Source organism: Luteimonas sp. MC1895 (assembly GCF_016457215.1).
GTDB lineage: Bacteria > Pseudomonadota > Gammaproteobacteria > Xanthomonadales > Xanthomonadaceae > Luteimonas.
In genome coordinates this window covers 25,171-43,854 of sequence record NZ_JAEMDY010000004.1, presented here as the reverse complement: position 1 = coordinate 43,854, position 18,684 = coordinate 25,171, and the positions used below count along the sequence as shown (strand labels likewise).

19 protein-coding genes are annotated in these 18,684 nt (G+C 70.2%); 11 read left to right on the top strand and 8 right to left on the bottom strand.

Going from position 1 to position 18,684, the window contains the following annotated elements:
* Window positions 1-50: 50 nt before the first annotated feature.
* Window positions 51-3,488, bottom strand: a complete 3,438-nt coding sequence (locus JG616_RS10655) for an amidohydrolase family protein (protein WP_199392553.1) — start codon at window positions 3,486-3,488, stop codon at window positions 51-53.
* A gap of 119 nt (window positions 3,489-3,607) precedes the next feature.
* On the opposite strand from JG616_RS10655, the gene JG616_RS10650 reads away from it, so the two are divergent.
* Together JG616_RS10650 and htpG are read left to right on the top strand one after the other, a co-directional pair.
* Window positions 3,608-4,135, top strand: a complete 528-nt coding sequence (locus JG616_RS10650; RefSeq protein WP_199363034.1) for a YetF domain-containing protein — start codon at window positions 3,608-3,610, stop codon at window positions 4,133-4,135.
* Between the two features lie 54 nt (window positions 4,136-4,189).
* Window positions 4,190-6,121, top strand: coding sequence for a molecular chaperone HtpG (gene htpG / locus JG616_RS10645; RefSeq protein ID WP_199392552.1), 1,932 nt, complete (start codon window positions 4,190-4,192; stop codon window positions 6,119-6,121).
* 5 nt (window positions 6,122-6,126) lie between these two features.
* Here the strand turns inward: htpG and JG616_RS10640 are convergent, their stop codons facing one another.
* The gene (locus JG616_RS10640) at window positions 6,127-6,351 is read right to left on the bottom strand and encodes a hypothetical protein (protein ID WP_199363127.1); all 225 of its coding nucleotides are present in this window, start codon (window positions 6,349-6,351) and stop codon (window positions 6,127-6,129) included.
* 143 nt (window positions 6,352-6,494) lie between these two features.
* Here JG616_RS10640 and JG616_RS10635 point away from each other — a divergent pair, with 143 nt between their 5' ends.
* From JG616_RS10635 to JG616_RS10605, 7 genes are all read left to right on the top strand, one after another.
* Window positions 6,495-6,947, top strand: coding sequence for a PA2169 family four-helix-bundle protein (locus JG616_RS10635; protein ID WP_199363036.1), 453 nt, complete (start codon window positions 6,495-6,497; stop codon window positions 6,945-6,947).
* A 135-nt stretch (window positions 6,948-7,082) separates the two neighbouring features.
* Window positions 7,083-7,517 carry a DUF3597 domain-containing protein gene (locus JG616_RS10630; RefSeq protein WP_199392551.1) on the top strand — a complete coding sequence of 145 codons (435 nt, stop codon included), beginning with the start codon at window positions 7,083-7,085 and terminating at the stop codon, window positions 7,515-7,517.
* Window positions 7,518-7,625: 108 nt separating this feature from the next.
* Window positions 7,626-8,453 (top strand): hypothetical protein, encoded by an 828-nt coding sequence (locus JG616_RS10625; protein ID WP_199392550.1) that lies wholly within the window; start codon window positions 7,626-7,628, stop codon window positions 8,451-8,453.
* A 95-nt stretch (window positions 8,454-8,548) separates the two neighbouring features.
* Window positions 8,549-10,702: a peptidyl-dipeptidase Dcp gene (gene dcp, locus JG616_RS10620; protein ID WP_199392549.1), complete on the top strand. Its 2,154-nt coding sequence runs from the start codon at window positions 8,549-8,551 to the stop codon at window positions 10,700-10,702.
* Window positions 10,703-10,919: 217 nt separating this feature from the next.
* The gene (locus JG616_RS10615; protein WP_199392548.1) at window positions 10,920-11,384 is read left to right on the top strand and encodes a hypothetical protein; all 465 of its coding nucleotides are present in this window, start codon (window positions 10,920-10,922) and stop codon (window positions 11,382-11,384) included.
* Between the two features lie 27 nt (window positions 11,385-11,411).
* Entirely contained in the window at window positions 11,412-11,684 is a 273-nt protein-coding gene (locus JG616_RS10610) for a hypothetical protein (RefSeq protein WP_199363047.1), read from the top strand.
* Between the two features lie 11 nt (window positions 11,685-11,695).
* A complete protein-coding gene (locus tag JG616_RS10605; protein ID WP_199363049.1) occupies window positions 11,696-11,935 on the top strand; it encodes a hypothetical protein in 240 nt (79 codons plus the stop codon).
* Between the two features lie 162 nt (window positions 11,936-12,097).
* Here JG616_RS10605 and JG616_RS10600 read toward each other — a convergent pair whose 3' ends face one another.
* From JG616_RS10600 to JG616_RS10590, 3 genes are all read right to left on the bottom strand, one after another.
* Window positions 12,098-13,315 (bottom strand): RtcB family protein, encoded by a 1,218-nt coding sequence (locus tag JG616_RS10600; protein ID WP_199392547.1) that lies wholly within the window; start codon window positions 13,313-13,315, stop codon window positions 12,098-12,100.
* A gap of 62 nt (window positions 13,316-13,377) precedes the next feature.
* The gene (locus JG616_RS10595; protein ID WP_199363053.1) at window positions 13,378-13,932 is read right to left on the bottom strand and encodes a YdeI/OmpD-associated family protein; all 555 of its coding nucleotides are present in this window, start codon (window positions 13,930-13,932) and stop codon (window positions 13,378-13,380) included.
* A gap of 130 nt (window positions 13,933-14,062) precedes the next feature.
* Entirely contained in the window at window positions 14,063-14,446 is a 384-nt protein-coding gene (locus JG616_RS10590; protein ID WP_199363055.1) for a YchJ family metal-binding protein, read from the bottom strand.
* 143 nt (window positions 14,447-14,589) lie between these two features.
* Here JG616_RS10590 and JG616_RS10585 point away from each other — a divergent pair, with 143 nt between their 5' ends.
* On the top strand, window positions 14,590-14,985 hold the full coding sequence (locus tag JG616_RS10585) for a hypothetical protein (RefSeq protein ID WP_199363057.1): 396 nt from the start codon (window positions 14,590-14,592) through the stop codon (window positions 14,983-14,985).
* A 46-nt stretch (window positions 14,986-15,031) separates the two neighbouring features.
* On the opposite strand, the gene JG616_RS10580 is transcribed toward JG616_RS10585, so the two are convergent.
* On the bottom strand, window positions 15,032-15,250 hold the full coding sequence (locus JG616_RS10580) for a polyprenyl synthetase (protein ID WP_199363059.1): 219 nt from the start codon (window positions 15,248-15,250) through the stop codon (window positions 15,032-15,034).
* A 323-nt stretch (window positions 15,251-15,573) separates the two neighbouring features.
* On the bottom strand, window positions 15,574-16,203 hold the full coding sequence (locus JG616_RS10575) for a rhomboid family intramembrane serine protease (protein WP_199392546.1): 630 nt from the start codon (window positions 16,201-16,203) through the stop codon (window positions 15,574-15,576).
* 123 nt (window positions 16,204-16,326) lie between these two features.
* On the opposite strand from JG616_RS10575, the gene JG616_RS10570 reads away from it, so the two are divergent.
* Window positions 16,327-16,731: a hypothetical protein gene (locus JG616_RS10570; protein WP_199363063.1), complete on the top strand. Its 405-nt coding sequence runs from the start codon at window positions 16,327-16,329 to the stop codon at window positions 16,729-16,731.
* A gap of 12 nt (window positions 16,732-16,743) precedes the next feature.
* Here the strand turns inward: JG616_RS10570 and recD are convergent, their stop codons facing one another.
* On the bottom strand, window positions 16,744-18,555 hold the full coding sequence (recD, locus tag JG616_RS10565; protein ID WP_199392691.1) for an exodeoxyribonuclease V subunit alpha: 1,812 nt from the start codon (window positions 18,553-18,555) through the stop codon (window positions 16,744-16,746).
* Window positions 18,556-18,684 lie beyond the last annotated feature (129 nt).

Here is an 18,684-nt window from a genome sequence, read left to right as displayed (position 1 = left end):
ATCCGCGGTTGATCCGCGTGGATCCGTGGCAAAGGCTTTTGACCCGTCCCTCAGTGCACCCCGTGGCACACCGACGTCGGCCCGAAGCTTTCGCCGAACGTGTTCCCGTGGCCATGGTGCTGCCAGTAGAACGTCGGTGCCGGCACCGCCTGGTTGCCGATCTCCGCCATGTCGGCGGCCACGTCGAACAGGCGGCCATCGACCATCACGTAGCGGGTGTCCGCGGTGTGGCGGATGTTCTCCAGCGGGTTGCCGTCCAGCACCACCAGGTCAGCACGCTTGCCGACCTCCAGCGAGCCCAGCTGCGATGACAGCCCGATGTAGTCGGCGCCATCGATGGTCGCCGCGCGCAGCGCCTCGAAGTTCGAGAAGCCACCCTGGGTCAGCATCCAGGTCTCCCAGTGCGTGGCCATGCCCTGCAGCTGGCCGTGGCCGCCGACCTGCACCTTGACCCCGGCGTCGCGCAGCACCTTCAGCGACTTCGCGACCTCGATGTGGTGGTAGTCCCAGTCGGGCGCGGTCTCGCGGCGGATCGAGCGCGCGTCCAGCGTCTCGCGCGGGAAGAAGCGGTTGAGCTTGGCGTCCTCCCAGACGTTGTCGCGCGCATACCACCAGTACTCGCCGGACAGGCCGCCGTAGCTCACCACCAGGGTCGGCGTGTTGCGCACGTCGGTCTCCTTCCACAGGTTGACCACGTCGGCGTACAGGGGGGCGATCGGCAGGTTGTGCTCGATGCCGGTCGCGCCGTCCAGGATCATGGTCATGTTGTGGTGGAAGGTGGAGCCGCCCTCCTCGACCACCAGCATGCCGAGCTCGCGCGCGGCCTGGTTGACCTGCTGGCGCTGCGCGCGCCGCGGCTGGTTGTAGCTCTTGACCGAGAACGCACCGTGCGCCTGCATCCGCCGCAGGTGGCTGCGCGCGTCGTCGAGTGAATCGATCTCGGCCTTGAAGCCACCGTCGGCGCCATAGAGGATCGTGCCGGTGGAGAACATGCGCGGGCCGACCATGCGCCCGGCCTGCAGCAGCTCGGACTGCGAGTAGACGAACTCGCTGGTCGCCGACGGGTCGTGCAGGGTGGTGATGCCGAAGGCGAGGTTGGCGTAGTAGGCCCAGTTCTGCTGCGGCACCACGCCCTGGCCGAAGTTGGACGCGTGCGCATGCACGTCGATGATGCCGGGGATGATGGTCTTGCCGGCGACATCGACCACCCGCGCGCCCGAAGGCACCTGCACCGATCCGCCGGCGCCGATCGCGGTGATGGTGTTGCCGTCGACGACGATCGTGCCGTTCTCGATCACCTCCTGCGCCTGCTCCGCGTCGCGCATGGTGACGATGCGCGCGTTGGTGAGGGCCACCACGTCGCGCGCCGCGTACACCGGCGCGTCCAGGCCCACGGCGGTGCCGCCTCCGGCCGCCGGGGCCGCGATGTCCGCCGGCGCACCGGGCAGGAAGTCGAAGGTCTGGTCGAGGCGACGCGAGTGGTAGCGGTCGCCGACCATCCAGTGCAGCGAGCCGGAATCCGCGGCCCAGTGCAGGTAGCTGCCGACATCCGCGCTGACCGCGCGCACCGGCACGGCCTTGGTCTTGCGGTCCAGCGCGATGGTGCGGCCGGTCTCCGGCATCGGCGCCACGTAGGCGTTGAAGAGCTCGGTGAAGGCGACCCACTTGCCGTCCGGACTCACCTGCACCGAGTCGACGTACTTCAGGTCGAACACCGCGCGCGGCTCCTCGCCGTGCAGGCCGACCGACATCAGCTTCTTTTCCATGCCGTTGCCGGCCAGGTACAGCACGCGCGTGCCGTCATGGTTGAACTGCGGCGACTGGCCGGTCTCGGCCACGCGCACCGGCTTGCCGCCGGCCACGGGCAGCACGTAGATGCCGCGCTCACCCGACCAGAGGCTGCCAGTCAGGCCGCCGCCGCCGCTGCGGCTGTAGACGACCTGCCGACCGTCCGGCGAGAAGCGCGGGTGGTAGTAGAAGCCGGGCTCCTGGGTCAGCTTGCGGCCCTCCGCGGTGCCGCCGGCGCCGCGGACGTGGATGGCGCCCAGGCCCTGGTCCGACCAGGTCGTGTAGAGCAGCTGGCGACCATCGGCGCTGAAGCTGGGCTGGTACTCGTAGACGCCGCTGCCGCCGGTCAGCCGCGTCGGCGCGCCGCCCGGCAGCGGCTTGCGCCACAGCTGGCCCAGCGCATGGAAGACCAGGCTGCCGCCGTCGGCCGAGGTGGCCACGTCGCGGATCATCCGCGGCTGGAAGCGGCCCTCGGGCAGCGTGTGCGCGAACTGCAGCGGCTGCGAAACCACCTGCTCCACCTGGGCGGTGAACGGAATCTTCGATGCCGCGCCGCTGGTCATGTCGACGCGCCACAGTCCGCCCTGCGCCCACAGCACCACCGACTTCGAATCCGGCGTCCAGTTGAACCCGCTGTAGGGCCCGAAGATCGCCCAGGCCTCCTGCTGGTCGTGGCTGAGGCCGTCCCATACCGGGCGCACCTCGCCGCTGGCGATGTCCATGCGGTGCAGCACGCTGGCATCGCGCACGCGCTTCACGAAGGCCAGCGTCTTCCCGTCCGGCGACACCTGCGGGCGCACCGCGCCGCCCGGCGTGGCGACGATGGTCTCGGTCTTGCCGGTCTGGCGGTCGAAGCGCTTGATCGCGTAGATCACGCCGTGCGGGTCGCGGTTGTAGTCGAACGCCCCGCCGCCGCTCACGTCCTGCGAGAAGTACACGTAGCGCCCGTCGGGCGACACGCTGGGCTCGCCGATGTCCTGCTGCTCGTTCGGCTTCTCCACCAGCTGGATGCCGCCGGTGGTGCCGGCCGCGTGGTACAGCCAGAGTTCCCCGGCACCCAGGGAGCGCGTGGAGGTGAAGTGCTTGCGCGCCACGATGTACTGCCCGTCGGGCGTCCACGTGGGGTTGTTGAGCAGGCGGAAGTCCTCGTCGGTCACCTGGCGCGCGTCGCCGCCGTTCGTCGCCACGGTCCAGATGTTGTTGGCGCCGTTGCGGTCCGAGGTGAAGGCGATGCGGCGCCCGTCGGGCGACCAGCGCGGCTGCACGTCCCAGGCGCGGCCGCTGGTGATTCGGGTGGCGGCGCCACCGCCAATCGGCATGCGGTAGAGGTCGCCCAGCAGCGAGAACGCCAGTTCGCGGCCGTCGGGCGAGACGTCCACGTCCATCCAGGTGCCTTCGCTCGTCTCGAAGCGCACGGTCTTCGCCTGGCCCTGGGTCGATTCGACGTTCCACTTCGCGTCCGCGTCCTGGCCGTTGGCGTCCTGGCGCAGGCCGCGCGCGCTGTCCAGCGGCGCCTCGGCCGGATCCTGGCCGGTGCGATCGAGGGCTTCCTGCTCCAGCTCGATGTTGTCCGCGCGGTCCTGCGCATCGTCCTGTGGTGCCGGCGCCGGCGGTGGCGCGGGCGGCGGCGGGTCCTGGGCGAGCGCGGGAGCGGCGGCAAGCGCGGCGGCCAGGGCGAGGGCGAGCGTGGTTCGGGTCATGGGGTCGTCCGGTGGGCAAACCCGCGCAACATAGCCCGTCGTGGCCCCCCGGCGCCCGGGACGAAAGTCGTGCCCGGGCGTTCACGCCGGACTCCCGGCCGCCGGACCAGCATCGCCGCATGGAGTTCCTGCCCGACAGCTGGTCCACGCTGTGGACGCTCGAGACGCCCGTTCTGGAGCTGCTGGCACGCGGCGCCTTCATGTACCTCGGCATCCTGTTCCTGCTGCGGGTGATGCCGCGGCGCTCCGGCGGCGAGCTGGCGACGATGGACCTGGTGATGCTGCTGCTGGTCACCGAGAGCGCCACCCACTCGCTGGGCGACTACAGCTCGCTCGCCGACGGCTTCTTCCTGATCCTGACCGTCATGGGGATTGATTACGCGGTCAACGCCCTGAGCTACCACGTGCCGTGGTTCGAGCGCCTGGTGTCCTCGCCGCCCCTGCCCCTGGTGCTCGACGGCAAGCTGCAGCGGCGCAACATGCGCCGCGAGTTCGTGACCGAGGAGGAGCTCAACGGCCTGCTGCGCGCCCATGACGTCGACGACCTGTCGCAGGTGAAGCGCGCATACGTGGAGAGCGAAGGCGAGATCACCGTGGTCACCCGGAAGGACGGCGACCGGAACCGGGCGGGCGCCCCGCGGCCTTGAAATCCGGGGCGTGCGCGCGCATATCCGCGGCTCCCAGGCTTCAATGGACCGCCCATGAGCTCCACCACCGAAACCCGCCGCTTCGAGGCCGAAGTGGCCCAGGTGCTGCACCTGGTCACCCATTCGCTGTACTCGCACAAGGAGATCTTCCTGCGCGAGCTCGTCTCCAATGCCTCCGACGCCTGCGACAAGCTGCGCTTCGAGGCGATCGCCCAGCCGGAGCTGCTCGGCGGCGCCGGTGACCTGCACATCGACGTCAGCTGCGACCGCGAGGCGCGGACCATCACCATCCGCGATACCGGCATCGGCATGTCGCGCGACGAGGTGGTGGAGAACATCGGCAGCATCGCCAGCTCGGGCACCCGGCGCTTCCTCGAGGCCATGGGCAGCGAGCAGAAGGCCGACGCGCGCCTGATCGGCCAGTTCGGCGTCGGCTTCTATTCCGGCTTCGTGGTCGCCGACCGGGTCACCGTGCTGACCCGGCGCGCCGGCGCGGCGCCGGATACCGGCGTGAAGTGGACAAGCGACGGACGTGGCGAGTACACGCTCGAGGACGTCAGCCTGCCCGAGCGCGGCACCACGGTGGTGCTGCAGCTGAAGGACGGCGAGGACGAGTTCCTCGAGGACTGGACGCTGCGCTCGCTGGTCCGCAAGTACTCCGACCACGTGGCCTTCCCGATCCGGATGCCGAAGGAGGTCGCGGGCACGGACGCGGATGCGGATGCCGCAACCGATGGCGAAGCCGCGGCCGCGGCGGAAACCGGATCCGTGGCCGCGCCCGCGTGGGAGGCCGTCAACGACGCCTCGGCGCTGTGGACGCGCCCCAAGTCGGAGATCGGCGACGAGGAATACCAGGGCTTCTACAAGGCGCTCGGCCACGACTTCAACGATGCAGCCGCCTGGACCCACAACCGCGTCGAGGGCAGCCAGAGCTTCACCACCCTGCTGTACCTGCCGGCGCAGCCACCGTTCGACCTGATGATGGGCGGCCGCGACGAGCGCAAGGGCCTGAAGCTCTACATCAAGCGCGTCTTCATCATGGACGCGGCGGAAGAGCTGCTGCCGAACTACCTGCGCTTCGTGCGCGGGGTGGTCGACGCCGACGACCTGCCGCTCAACGTCAGCCGCGAGATCCTGCAGCACAACCGCCAGCTCGAGCGCATCAAGGGCGCCTGCGTCAAGCGCGTGCTGGACCTGATCGAGAAGCTCGGGCGCGACGATCCGGATAAGTTCACCACCTTCCTCAAGGCCTTCGGCAACACGCTGAAGGAAGGCATCGTCGAGGATTCCGGCAACCGCGAGCGCATCGCGAAACTGCTCCGCTTCAGCTCGACAAAGGGCGAAGGCGAGGCGCGCGACGTCGCGCTCGACGACTACGTCGGCCGCATGCAGGAGGACCAGGACGCGATCTGGTACGTCACCGCCGACGGCCACCGCGCGGCCGCGGGCAGCCCGCAGCTCGAGGCGTTCAAGGCCCGCGACATCGAAGTGTTGCTGATGTCGGACCGCATCGACGAGTGGATGCTCGGCCACCTGCGCGAGTACGCCGGCAAGCCGCTGAAGCACGTGGCCAAGGGCGAGCTGCCGCTGGACGAGGCCGGCAAGCAGAAGCTGGCCGACGCCGCCGGCGCCGCCGCCCCGCTGCTGGAGCGCATCAAGACGCTGCTCGGCGAGCGCGTCGACGAGGTCCGCGTCTCCGCGCGCCTGACCGACTCGCCGTCCTGCCTGGCGCTGTCGGAATGGGAGATGGCGCCGCACCTCGCACGCCTGCTGCGCGACGCCGGCCAGGACGTGCCGGAGCAGAAGCCGGTGCTGGAGATCAACCCGCAGCACGCGCTGGTGCGCCGGCTCCAGGGCGAGGCGGACGACGCCCGCGCCACCGACCTGGCGCACCTGCTGCTCGAGCAGGCGGAACTCGCCGCCGGCGCGCCGCTGCCGGATCCCGGCGCGTTCCTGCAGCGCATGAACCGGCTGCTGGCGGGCTGACCTGCCTATTCGAGCCGCGCCGCGTAGCGGTCCCGCACGTGCTGGTTGATGTAGGTGTTGAGACCCTCGCCGGCCTCGGCGAGTGCCTGCATCGCCAGCACGTCGCGACGGCCGGGCCTGGTGGCGTCGTACAGATAGGCGCCACCGTGGTGGAAGCGGACCGAGATCCAGCCCGGACCCAGCGCGTAGGCGGCGACGCCCGAGTCAGCGCCGCCGCGGTAGGCCTTCATCCTGTCCATGCGCGCGAACTTGGCCGGGCGCGGCGCACGCGAGCGTGAACCGCAGCATGCGCGCGCGTGGCGATGCCGCTGCGTTCCACGTGGACTTCATGGCCGCTCCGCCAGAGTGGGGTCCTCTTTCCACGGAGATCCCCATGACTGACCGCAAGATCCAGCACACCCTCAACGACCTGATCGAGATCGCCCGCGACGGCGGCGAGTTCTACACCGAGGCCGCCGGCAAGGTGGAAAACGCCGAGCTTTCGGCGCTGTTCACCCGCATGGCCGGGCACAAGCGCGAGATCGTCAGCGGCCTGAGCGCGGAAGTCGCCGCCGCCGGTGGTGATCCGGCCGACCACGGCACGATGGTCGGCTCGATGCGCCAGGTCTATGCCAAGGCGCGCGCCGCGCTGGGCGAGACGAACTACGCCTACGTCGCCGAACTCGAAGAGCTGGAAGATCGCCTGCTCGACGCGTTCAAGGACACGCTGGAAGACAGCGACACCCCGGTTGTGGCTCGTGCCGCGGCGCAGAAGTTCATGCCACGCGTCACCGAGTGCCACGACATCATGCGCAACCGCAAGCTGGCGATGAAGACCGCGCACTGATGCAGCCACGGTGGCGTGCCCCGCACGCCGCCAACCGACGCGAGGCCCCGGCTTGCCGGGGCCTTCGTCCTGACTGGCCATGCAATTTCCCCGCCACCGCTGCAGAATCGCAGCCACCTCTCCAGGAGTCCGCCCATGGGCCTGTTCTCGAAGATCCGCGACCGCATCCTCGGTCGGAAACCCGAAGCGCCGTCCACCCCCGCCGCGAGCAACAAGCCGGCGCCGGTCATTTTCGACGGCGGCGTCGATGACCCGAACGTCGCCCCTCCGGCCTTGCGTCCGGCCCCGGCCACCCCGGCCCCGGCGCCCGAACCCGTCGACGTGGAAGCCGTGCTCGGCGACATGGCGCGCGCAAAGGGCGGCGAGAGCAACTGGCGCAGCTCCATCGTCGACCTGCTGAAGCTGCTCGACCTGGATTCCAGCCTCGACGCACGCAGGGAACTGGCCACCGAGCTCGGCGTCAACGCCGGCGCCCACGGCAGCGCCGAGCAGAACATCGCCCTGCACAAGGCGGTGATGCGCAAGCTGGCCGAAAACGGCGGCAAGGTGCCCGACGACCTCAAGGACTGAGGCGCCCGCCCGTACCGACGTGGCGATCCCGCCGCGCCATGCACTGCCTCACGCACCCCGGCCCCGGCCGGGGTGCTTGCGTCTGCGCGCTGCGTGACCGCGCGCCGCATGACAGCAGGCCCCGCGACACCGACTGCGCCGCGTGCGCCGCGCGGCGACCGCCTGCAGCGCCAGGCCGCCGCGGTCGCCACCCTGCTGCTGCATGCGCTGCTCCTGCTGCTGGCGCTGACCGCCCGGCCGCTCACGGTCTCCAACCCCGAAGGCGGCTCCGGCGGGGGCCGGATCGACGTGGAGTTCATCGATGCGCCGCAGGACATTCCCTCGCCGCCGCCCCCGTCGCCGGCGCGCACCGCGCGCAGGCCGCGACCGGTCGAGCCCGACCCGGCCGAACGTCCCGATCCTTCGCGCCTGCAGGTGGTGGAAGTGGAGCAGGCCGACGCCCCGCTGCCGCAGGCGCCCGAGCGCCCGCGCGAGGCCGCGCCGCCACCGGCGCCGGCCAGTCCGCCGCGCCGGCATGCCAGCCAGCGCGCCTGGGGCCAGCCACCGGGCACGCTCCCGGAGCAGCACGCGGCGGTGAACGCCGGCCCCGCGCCCAGCCCGAACGTGGCCTCGGGCCGCCGCCACCAGGGCTCGTCCTCCGAGCCCAACCTCGAGGCCGGCGGCTTCCAGGTGGTCTACGACCTCATGGCCGAGACCCGGTTGCGCGGATGGCGCGACGCCGGCATGACCGAAGTCTCCCTGCCGCTGCCCGGCGTGCGCCAGCTCATGGTCTGCCCGCTCGAGACCGCGCTCCGCCGCGGCTCCGGCCCCTGCCGCCTGGTCGAGCCCGACGACCCGGCGCTGGACGCGATCGGCGACGCGCGCGAAGTGATCGCGATGTACCAGGTCTACCGCCGCGGCGAGCCGGTCTGGCGCGGCCCCGGCCCCTACCGCTGAACCCCGGCGAGGTGTCGAACGGCACGTCCACGGCCACCGCCGGCAGGCGCATCCTCACCGCCACCCTTGCCTCGGCCGCTCCGGAGCCCCATCCCATGCTGCGTACCCTCCTGCTTTCTTCCGCGATCGCGCTGGCCCTGAGCGCCTGCGACCGCGCCGCCACCGAGTCCCCGATGCCCACGACCGCCGCCGCGCCCGCCGAGCCCGCCCAGGGCGAAAACCCGCTCCTTGTCGCCAGCACCCTCGCCTTCCAGGCCCCCGTGTTCGACCGCATCCAGGACGCGCACTACCAGCCGGCGATCGAGGAGGGGATGCGCCAGCACCTGGCCGAAGTGCGCACCATCGCCGACAGCGCCGAGCCGCCGACCTTCGCCAACACCATCGAAGCGCTGGAGCGCAGCGGCGAACTGCTGAGCCGCGCTGGCGCCGTGTTCTTCGCCATGACCTCGGCCAATACCAATCCCGCGCTGCAGGCCGCCGAGCAGGCGCTGGCGCCGAAGCTGGCCGAACACGGCGACGCCATCCATCTCGATCCCGCGCTGTTTGCCCGCGTGCAGACGCTGCATGAGCAGCGCGCGGGGCTCGGCCTCACGCCCGAGCAGCTGTTCGTGGTCGAGCGCGCCTACGACACCTTCGTCCGCGCCGGCGCCCGGCTCGATGCGGAGAAGCAGGCCGAACTGCGCACGCTCAACAGCGAGGAGTCTTCGCTCACCACCGCGTTCTCCAACATGCTGCTGGCCGCGACCAAGGCCGGCGGCGTGCTGGTAGACGATGTCGCGAAGCTTGATGGACTCGACGAGGCCACCATCGCCGCCGCCGCCGAAGCCGCGAAGGCCGACGGCAAGGACGGCCAGTGGCTGCTGGTGCTGCAGAACACCACCCAGCAGCCGGTGCTGGCGTCGCTGACCAACCGCGAACTGCGCGAACAGGTGATGGCCGCATCGCTTGCGCGCGCGCAGAAGGGTGATGCCAACGACACCCGCGCCACCATCCAGCGCCTGGCCGAGCTGCGCGCGCGCAAGGCCGAGCTGCTGGGCTACCCGAACTACGCCGCCTACAGCATCGCCGACCAGATGGCCGGCACGCCCGAAGTCGCGCTGAAGCTGCTGACCGACACCGTGCCCGCCGCCACCGCGCGCGCCCGCGCGGAGCTCGCGAAGATCCAGTCCGTGGTCGACGCGCAGGGCGGTGGCTTCCAGGCCGGCGCCGCCGACTGGGACTTTTACGCCGAGCAGGTGCGCAAGGCCGAGTTCGATCTCGACGCCGAACAGATCAAGCCCTACTTCGAGCTCGACCGCGTGCTCAAGGACGGCGTGTTCTTCGCCGCCGGACAGTTGTACGGCATCACCGCCAAGGAACGCACCGACCTGCCGGTCTATCACCCCGACGTGCGCGTCTTCGACATCTTCGATGCCGACGGCACCCAGCTTGCCCTGTTCTACCTCGATCCGTTCCAGCGCGAAAGCAAGCAGGGCGGCGCCTGGATGGGCAACTTCGTCGAACAGAACGGCCTGACCGGCACCATCCCGGTGATCTACAACGTCGAGAACTACACCAGGCCGGCCGCAGGCCAGCCCGCGCTGCTGAGCTTCGACGACACCACCACCCTGTTCCACGAATTCGGCCACGCGCTGCACGGGATCTTCTCGAAGACCACGTATCCCAGCGTCGCCGGCACCAACGTGCCGCGCGACTTCGTCGAGTTCCCCTCGCAGTTCAACGAGCACTGGGCGCTGGACCCGAAGGTGTTCGCCAACTATGCGAAGCACTACCGGACCGGCGAGCCGATGCCGCAGGAACTGGTGGAGAAGATCGTGCGCGCGCGCACCTTCAACCAGGGCTATGCGACCACCGAGTACCTGTCGGCGGCGCTGCTGGACATGGCCTGGCACACGCTGCCGGCGGGTGACGCGAAGAAGGATGTCGAAGCGTTCGAGAAGGAGGCGCTGGCGAAGTACAGGGTCGACCTGGCGGCCGTGCCACCGCGCTACCGCACCAACTACTTCAGCCACATCTGGGGCGGTGGCTATGCGGCCGGCTACTACGCCTACTTCGGCGCCGAGGTGCTGGACCACGACGCCTTCCAGTGGTTCCGCGAGAACGGCGGGCTGACGCGCGCGAACGGCCAGGTGTTCCGCGAGAGGATCCTCTCGATCGGCCACTCGCGCGACCTGGCCCAGGCCTACCGCGAATTCCGCGGCAAGGAGCCGAGCGTCGAACCGCTGCTCGAGCATCGCGGCCTGAAGTAACCGCACCACACGCCGCTCCCACCCCACCGCCGTGGGAGCGGCCCCCTGCGCAACGCCCCCATGTAGGAGCGGCTACAGCCGCGATCCGCGCCGCCCCGGCCAAACCACCAATGTCCGTACCAGACGCCACGCCGCGTTCCCTGACACGCAGGGGTCCACACGCGCGTCGCGTCGCCGCACATCGCAACGGTGCAGGCACGCCGCCCAGGAGCACGCCGTGGCTACCGCCCGATCCCATGCACCGACCCGCCCGATCCCGAACCTGCCCACTTACGAGGAACCCAACGTCACGCGCCTGCTGGTCGTTTCCGGCTCGGACGGCGGCTTCCTGGTCCCGAGCGACGCGCACCCGCTCGGTGACGTCCACATCCAGGGACTCGACGCCCCGGGCGTCGCGCCCGGCATGCCCGCGGTCCTGCTGTTCCGCACCCAGTACACCCGCGGCGCGCGCTTCTCCGTGCGCCTCAACAGCTCATCCGAGTTCCGGTTCCAGGCCGATGAATCCGCCGCCAAGTCGTGGCACGAACTGCTCGCCCCCGGCGTGCTGCGCGAACAGGACAACGCGCTGACCCTGGCGGTCGGCCCGGAGGGTCAGGTCGTGTTCTCGGAGATCGCCATCCTCTACACGTCGAACAAGCTCACGGTGACCCGGCCGATCGTCCTGGAACCCACGCCCGGCTGAGGCCCCCAACCTGCTGGAGACATGCACATGGCAGATCTCGCACGCCATCATTTCGGCTGGGTCGGACACGGGTTCCATCCCGGCGTCGAGCACCACTGGTGGTTCGGCCCGATCGCGTTCGGCGACGTCGTGCACGTCACCGCCCATCCCGTGCAGCGCGTGGACCGGGAGGCGATGGTGCAGGACCTCCGCGCACGCGTCGACGCCGCCGGTACGCGCACGCTCCGGTTCACGGTGCGCAACACCGGCGCGAACAGCATCAGCGGCTACGGCCTGGATTTCAGCATCGTCAGCGACTGAAGGACACCACGATGAAACTGATTGCACACGTCGCGCCGGACGGCCGCCTGGACGCGCTGGTCGCGGCGCCCGATGGCAGGCTGGAGGCCGGCCTGGTCCCCGGACCGGGCCTCCAGGTCTGCGAGCTCCATGGCCACGGCCTCGAGGGCGATGACTTCGAGCTTGAACGGCTCGCATCCCTGCTCGAGACCCACACGGTGCGGCTGACGCCGGCACGGGGCGAGCTGGTGCGCGACAGGCTGGCTGACTGACCAGCGGGTAGACCCGCGCACAGGCGCCGGACGTCACGCGCCGGAATTGAAGTGGTCTTGAAGTCGACCCGGCGCGACGCGGGCGTGCAGCGCCTGCTCGCCCAGACCTGGGACAACGGCGCGGTGCTGGCGGCGGTATGCCTCCGCGACCATAAGCCGCCCCTAGCCCTTCACGCACACCACCTGCCGCAGCGTGTGCACCACTTCCACCAGGTCGGCCTGCGCCGCCATCACCGCATCGATGTCCTTGTACGCGGCCGGCGATTCGTCGATCACCGCCTGGTCCTTGCGGCATTCCACGTGCGCGGTGGCCTCGCGGTGCTGCTTCAGGGTGATGCTGTTGCGCGCCGCGGTGCGGCTCATCACCCGGCCGGCGCCATGGCTGCAGCTCTCGAAGCTTTCGGCATTGCCGAGGCCGCGCACGATGAAGCTCTTCGCACCCATGCTGCCGGGAATGATGCCGAGCTCGTCCCTGCCGGCGCGCACCGCGCCCTTGCGGGTGACGTACACCTCGCGGCCGGCGTGCGTCTCCTTCTGCACGTAGTTGTGGTGGCAGTTCACCGCCATGGCCTGCAGCTTGAACCTGGGCAGTTCCGCGCGCATGGCGTGCAGCACGCGCTGCATCATCGCCTCGCGGTTGGCGCGGGCGTAGTCCTGGGCCCAGCCGACGGCTTCCACGTAATCGTCGAACAGCGGCTCGCCTTCCATGAAGAACGCCAGGTCCCTGTCGGGCACGTGGTAGCCGAGCACGCGCCTGCCCAGCTCCTCGCGCGCGCGCTGCATGAAGTACGTGCCGATCAGGTTGCCGGTGCCGCGCGAGCCGGAGTGCAGCATCACCCACACCGCCTGGCCCTCGTCCAGGCAGACCTCGATGAAGTGATTGCCGCCGCCGAGCGTGCCGAGCTGCTTCTCAACCTTGTCGAGGCGGATCTTCGGGTGCTTCGCCTTGATGCGCTCGAGCCGCTGCCACAGGCCGGAACCGGCGAGCGCGGTTTCGACGCTGTCGGGCAGCTTGCGGTGCTCCCCGCCCGGACCGGTGCCGACCGGAATCGCACGCTCGATCGCCGAGCGCAGCCGAGTCAGGGAGTCCGGCAGGTCACGCGCGTTGAGCGTGGTGCGCACCGCCGCCATGCCGCAGCCGATGTCCACGCCCACCGCGGCCGGGATGATCGCGCCCTGCGTCGGCACCACCGAGCCCACCGTGGCGCCGATCCCCAGGTGCACGTCCGGCATCACCACCACCCACGGCCCGACGAAGGGCAGGCTCGCGATATTGCGCAGCTGCGCGCGCGCCTGGTCTTCCAGCGGCACGCCGCGGACCCAGCCCTTGATGGGGGTCTCGCCTTCGCGGTGCAGCCAGTCGTAGTGGGAGGTGTCCATGCCGCCCATGGTTTCCGATCGGCGATGAATCGTGCGTGGCCGTCGCAGCACTGCTGGGCAGGTCAGTCCGCCGCTTCGGGCGGCCCCAGCTTGCCGCGGCTGTACCTGCCGGAGCGGTCGAAACAGCAGGCGCGGCGCTTGCCCGAAGCCAGCATGTCGCAGGCGGTGGCGATGCGCTTCACGCGGGTCTCCGCTTTCTTGCCCGAGGTCATCCACTGGATCCAGTCGCGACGGGCGATGGCGGTGATGTCGTCCCAGGTGGTCTTCGCGGTCGGATGCTCCGCCAGGGCCTTGCGGACATCAGCGGGCACATCCGGCTCCGGCTCCTCGGCCACCGGCGTGACCTCGAGCGCCACCGCATCGCCAACCTGCGCGCCTGCGGCCTCGAGCAGCGGTTTCTCGACCTTGAGCCAGTGGCTGCCTTCGCCGTCCGGCTCCAGCGTGGCCTGGAACGCCTGGCCGGCGAAGCGTCCGTCCACCGTCACCTGGCCGCGCGCAGGCAGCTTGCGGCTTGCCGCTGCCGGCAGAAGCAGGAAGGCCCAAGTGGCGCGCTGCGGCCGGGCCGGCCGGCGCAGGACGGCTTCGAAGGACACCGTGGCGGGCGCGCGCTTGGCCATGGGCGCAACGGTAACACCGGCTCCTGCGGGGATCATTTGCATGCCGGGCCACGCCCGCGGAGCCACAGTTCCCGCAGTCACCATGGGTCATGGCCCCGCCTCAGAACCTGCAAAGTCGGCGCGCGGCGCCTTACCGCGGAAACTCGCCGTCGACGTACAGCCAGCGCCCATCCACGCGCTCGAAGCGGCTGACCTCGTGCAGACGCACCGCTGGTGCGCCACCGGGTTTGTAGCGCGCGACGAACTCGACCACCGCGGTCTCGGCCCCCATTTCGGCCTGGCGCCTGATCTCCAGCCCGAGCCAGCGCAGGCCCGGCGTGTCATCCAGCTCGAACGGATCGGGGCGCGTGGAGGGGTGCCAGGTGGCTGCGAGGTAATCGCGCAGGCCGAGCACGTAGGCGCTATAGCGGGAGCGCATGAGGGCCTCGGCGCTGGCGGCGGGCGTGCCGTCGTGCAGCGGCTGGCAGCAGGTGGCGTAGGCGACCGAAGGGTTGCAGGGACAGGTTTTTGGCATGGTGCCCGCAGGGTACGGCGCATCGCTGTCGATCGCATCGCCCGCACCCGCAACACGCCGCTTGCGGGCCTTCACAACGCTGCATGGCCCACCGGACAAGACTCCCGCTGGGCCCGTACCCGCCAGACGAAAGGAGCGACGCCATGAATCCGGACGACATGATGCGCCTGCTGCAGGCCGCCGCCGTGCTGTTCACCCTGGCCGCCCTCGGCGGACTGGTGATGGCCTGCATCCGCTTCATGGGCCGCCACAACCCCCCGGCCTGGATCGCCATGCTGCATGGACTGCTGGCAGCCGCGGGCATCACCCTGTTGGCCTATGGCTGGTACGCGTATGGCATCCCGGCTGCGGCCCTGCTGGCACTGCTGCTGTTCCTGCTCGCGGCCGCCGGCGGCGCCGTGCTGAGCCTTGCCTACAAGTGGAAGCAGCGGCTGCTGCCCGCCGGCCTGGTGATCGGCCATGCGGTCGCGGCGGTGGCGGCGTACGTGCTGCTGTTGCTTGCGGTGCTTGGCGATGGCGGTGCCCTCGCCGGAGGCTGATGGCGAGAGGCGTGCGGCCTTGAGGAACCGGCCGGGTGCCGCAGGCTCAGCGCTTGAGGCCAGCCACGATCTCCGAGACATCGACGCCGACTTCCAGCTGCACCCGCACGTACTCGCGCTCCTTGCGCGACAGCGTGCGGCCGACTTCGACGCGCACGTCCTCCGCCTGCAGGATCCGCATGATCCGCGGCAGCGCGGACCCGATCGCATCGGGCCCGTAGCCCGCTTCGCGGAGAGCGGCGCGGAGGAGAGCTTCAACGTCCATGGCAGATCCTGGTGTTGCGAGGGGGAGCATTGTGCGGCATGGGAGGGGGTGCGGACGCGCCGTCAGCACAGGCCGAAGCTGGCTCGGTCCGCCGCTTCGGGCGGTCCGGCATTGCCGCGGCTGTACATGCCGGACGGCCATTCCTGACCTTATCGGCGTGATGGGCGCTCATCGCATTTCCCATTGCGTGGCACCGTCAGATCTGTGCGAAGTGTGAGGGACTCGGTGTTCCTCAGCATCATCGAAGCACTTCGGACGACGGCCGGCGCGCCGCAGGAGGAATCGCTTCGACCGGCGCATCGGCCCGGAGCGGGCCTTTATCCTTATCGTCGTGTCGCAGTCCTACTCTGTCTTTCGGACACCGAGGCGATCAAGTAGCCGAGCAAGAGGCCCGTAACATGGCCAGGTTTCGGATAATGGGCATCGATCAGATCGAGCGTCAGCGCCAAGGCAATCGTAAGCGTGACCGGCAGCAGCAGAGACTTCGAACGATCCATGCCCGTGATGGCCAGCCAAAGCCCAGCGCCGGCAATCGCCATGATCGCCTGGGATGCACCGGTTCCGAGGTTCCACGGCGGCGGCGCGAAAAGCGTGCTGATCAACGTTGCCATCGAGCCACCAATCAGCCAGAGCACAAGCAGGCGGATGGGGCCCATGTGTCGCTCGACAATCGTGCCAACTAGGAGCAGGCAAAACACGTTCGACAGCATATGCAGTTGCTTGACATGGACAAGCTGAGCCGTGATCAGTCGCCAGAGCTCGAGGTCCTGGATGTGCTTGAAGCGCAGACCGTAGCGCTCGAGGTCGACGATCCGCACTCCTCCGAGCCACGTTCCGCTGACTTCAATCGCCGCGTCAAGGCTCATGGTGACGGTCGCTGCACAAAGCAGAAGCGTGATCCAGGGAAGGCGGCGCGACTTCGAGGGCGCGGCGGTTGTTTGCGCGTGGGTCATGCCAAGTCCTGTTGTGGTCGTGCCCCCAGCCGTGCCGCATTGGCCCGCAGCTGTGACACGAGACCGCCGGCCGACGGGTGGTTCGGCTAGCCAATGCATGGCTTGACGCATAGTCTCATTCACATGGCCCTGCTCTTCATCCTTCTGCTGCTCGCACTGACCTGGAGCCTCGGCGGCCTGCAGCTGTGGCCGCGCATGGGCTGGACCCGCGAGCTGCCGTTGTGGCTCGGCGGCGCACTGGCGCTGGGCGCGGCAGCGTGCGTGGCCTGGGGGTTCGCAGGCGTGCTCCGGTTTGCCGACTGGCAGGCCCTGTCGATGGACCAGGCCGCACATCGCATCTTCGGTACCGGGTCGCTGTGGTTCCAGCGCTCCGGCTGGGCGCCGCTCGACCAGGTGACGAATGCCTACGTGACGCTCGATCTGATGTTCACGCTGGTGGCATTGAGCGCTGCTTCCATGCATGGATACGTGTTCTGGGCCGGGGCAGCGGAGCGCCGGCGGCAGGCGGGGGTGCGTCGGCGACGCTGAGGGGCCGTCCAGCTAGCTGCTCAGTCTCCAGCCAAGGCCGGACCATCGCCCGGCGTGCCGTGCCAGCGCATCACCGATGGCATCCGCATGCGCGACCACGTGCAACTCGCTCCGCGCCCGCGTGAGCCCCGTGTACACCAGCTCCCGCGTCAGCACGCGGTTGGCGCGTTCGGGCAGCACCAGCCACACCTCGTCGAACTCGCTGCCCTGGGCCTTGTGCACCGTCATCGCGAACGCGCTGTCGTGCGCAGGCAGCGCAGCTGGATGGAACGGTCGCGGGTTACGCGGGTCATCGCCGGGGAACCACGCCATCAACGTGCCGCTGCCGTCGCGCAGGCAGATGCCGATGTCGCCGTTGAACAGGCGGTGGCGGTAGCTGTTCTCGGTGACCAGCAGCAGGCGGCCGTGGAAGTAGCGGCTGGAGGCCGAAGCGGGGCCGGCGCCGCGGCGCATGCCGGCGAGCATGTCTTCGATCCGGGCATTCAGGCCGCGCGCACCCTGCGGGCCATCGCGCAAGGCGGTGAGGATGCGAAGACGACCGGCGAGCGCGAGCGCGTCGGCAGGGTCGGTGGTGTTGGCCAGCGCGGTCCAGTGGGCGAGCAGGTGGTCATGCTGGGACTGCAGCGGTTCGGCGAGGGCTTCGTGGAAGTGGACTCCGACGAGCGTGCCGCCGCGCAGCAGTGACAGCGCGCTCGCGACGTCGCCGTCGCGGACGGCGGTGGCGAGTGGCGCGAGGTCGAGCGCCGCGCTCTGCCGATAGCCGCGGGTGAGGTGCACATGGCGCGCCGGGAAGTTGGCGTCGAGCCCGCCGGCTTCCGCTGCGCGCAGGATGCCGGCGAGCACGTCGCCTGCCTCCACCGAGGGCAGCTGGTCTGGATCGCCCAGAAGCACCAGGCGCGCGCCGTTGGGCACGGCTTCGACCAGCTTGGCCATCAGCGGCAGGTCGATCATCGAGGCTTCGTCCACCACCACCACGTCGAACGGCAGGGGGTTGTCGGCGTGGTGCCGGAAGCGCGGCGAGTCGGGGATGGTGCCGAGCAGGCGGTGCAGCGTGGTGCCGGTGGTGGGCAGCCGCGCGCACAGCGCTGGCTCGACGCCGAGCGCGGGCAGCGCCTGCACGGCGTTGCGCACGCTCTCGGCCATGCGCTCGGCGGCGCGGCCGGTAGGCGCGGCCAGGGCGATACGCGGCGGCGCGGCGCCGGCTTCCAGCGTCTGCGCGGCCAGCAGCACCAGCATGCGGGTGATGGTGGTGGTCTTGCCGGTGCCGGGGCCGCCGGTGACGAGCAACAGGCTGTGCCGGAGCGCGGCGGCGGCGGCGTGGGATTGCGGATCGTCGCTGGTGGCGGCCTCGGGGAAGAGCTGAGCGAAGAGCGGCGCGAGGCTCGCGGGGACGTGCGCGTCGTCGCCATCGCTTGCGGCTGCGCCTGTGCGCGGGACGGCGCGGCCGATGCGGCGCAGACCGTCGGCCAGGCGGCGCTCGTACTCGCGGTAGCGGCGCAGGTAGACGAGGCCGTGTTCGTACACGAGCGGGGCGTCGGCGGCGGATTCGGCATCGCCGGTGTCGGGGCGGGCGACCCAGCGCGAGGTTTCGAGCGCGGCGGTCCACGCGTCGGGCGTGGGCCAGTCGATGGCGGCGTCGACCAGGCGCTGCGGCTCCGCGGGGTCGAAGCCGGCGTGGCCGGAGGCGACCGCGAGCGAGGCCAGCGCCGCCGCCGCGAGCACGCTGTCTGGCGTTTCCGGATCCAGCCGGCGCAGGCTCTGCGCCAATGCGTGGTCGAGGGTGCGCAACGCGCCGACCTTGGCAAGTTGTTGCAGCAAGCCCAAGCGGCGCGTTTCGTGTGCCTGGTCCGGCGGCAGCGCATGGTGCACGTCTGGCGCGATCGCTTCCGCGTCGACGACCGTGTCGGCCTTTTCGGCCTTGTCGGCCTTGTCGACTGCGTCGCCAGCCTGGCT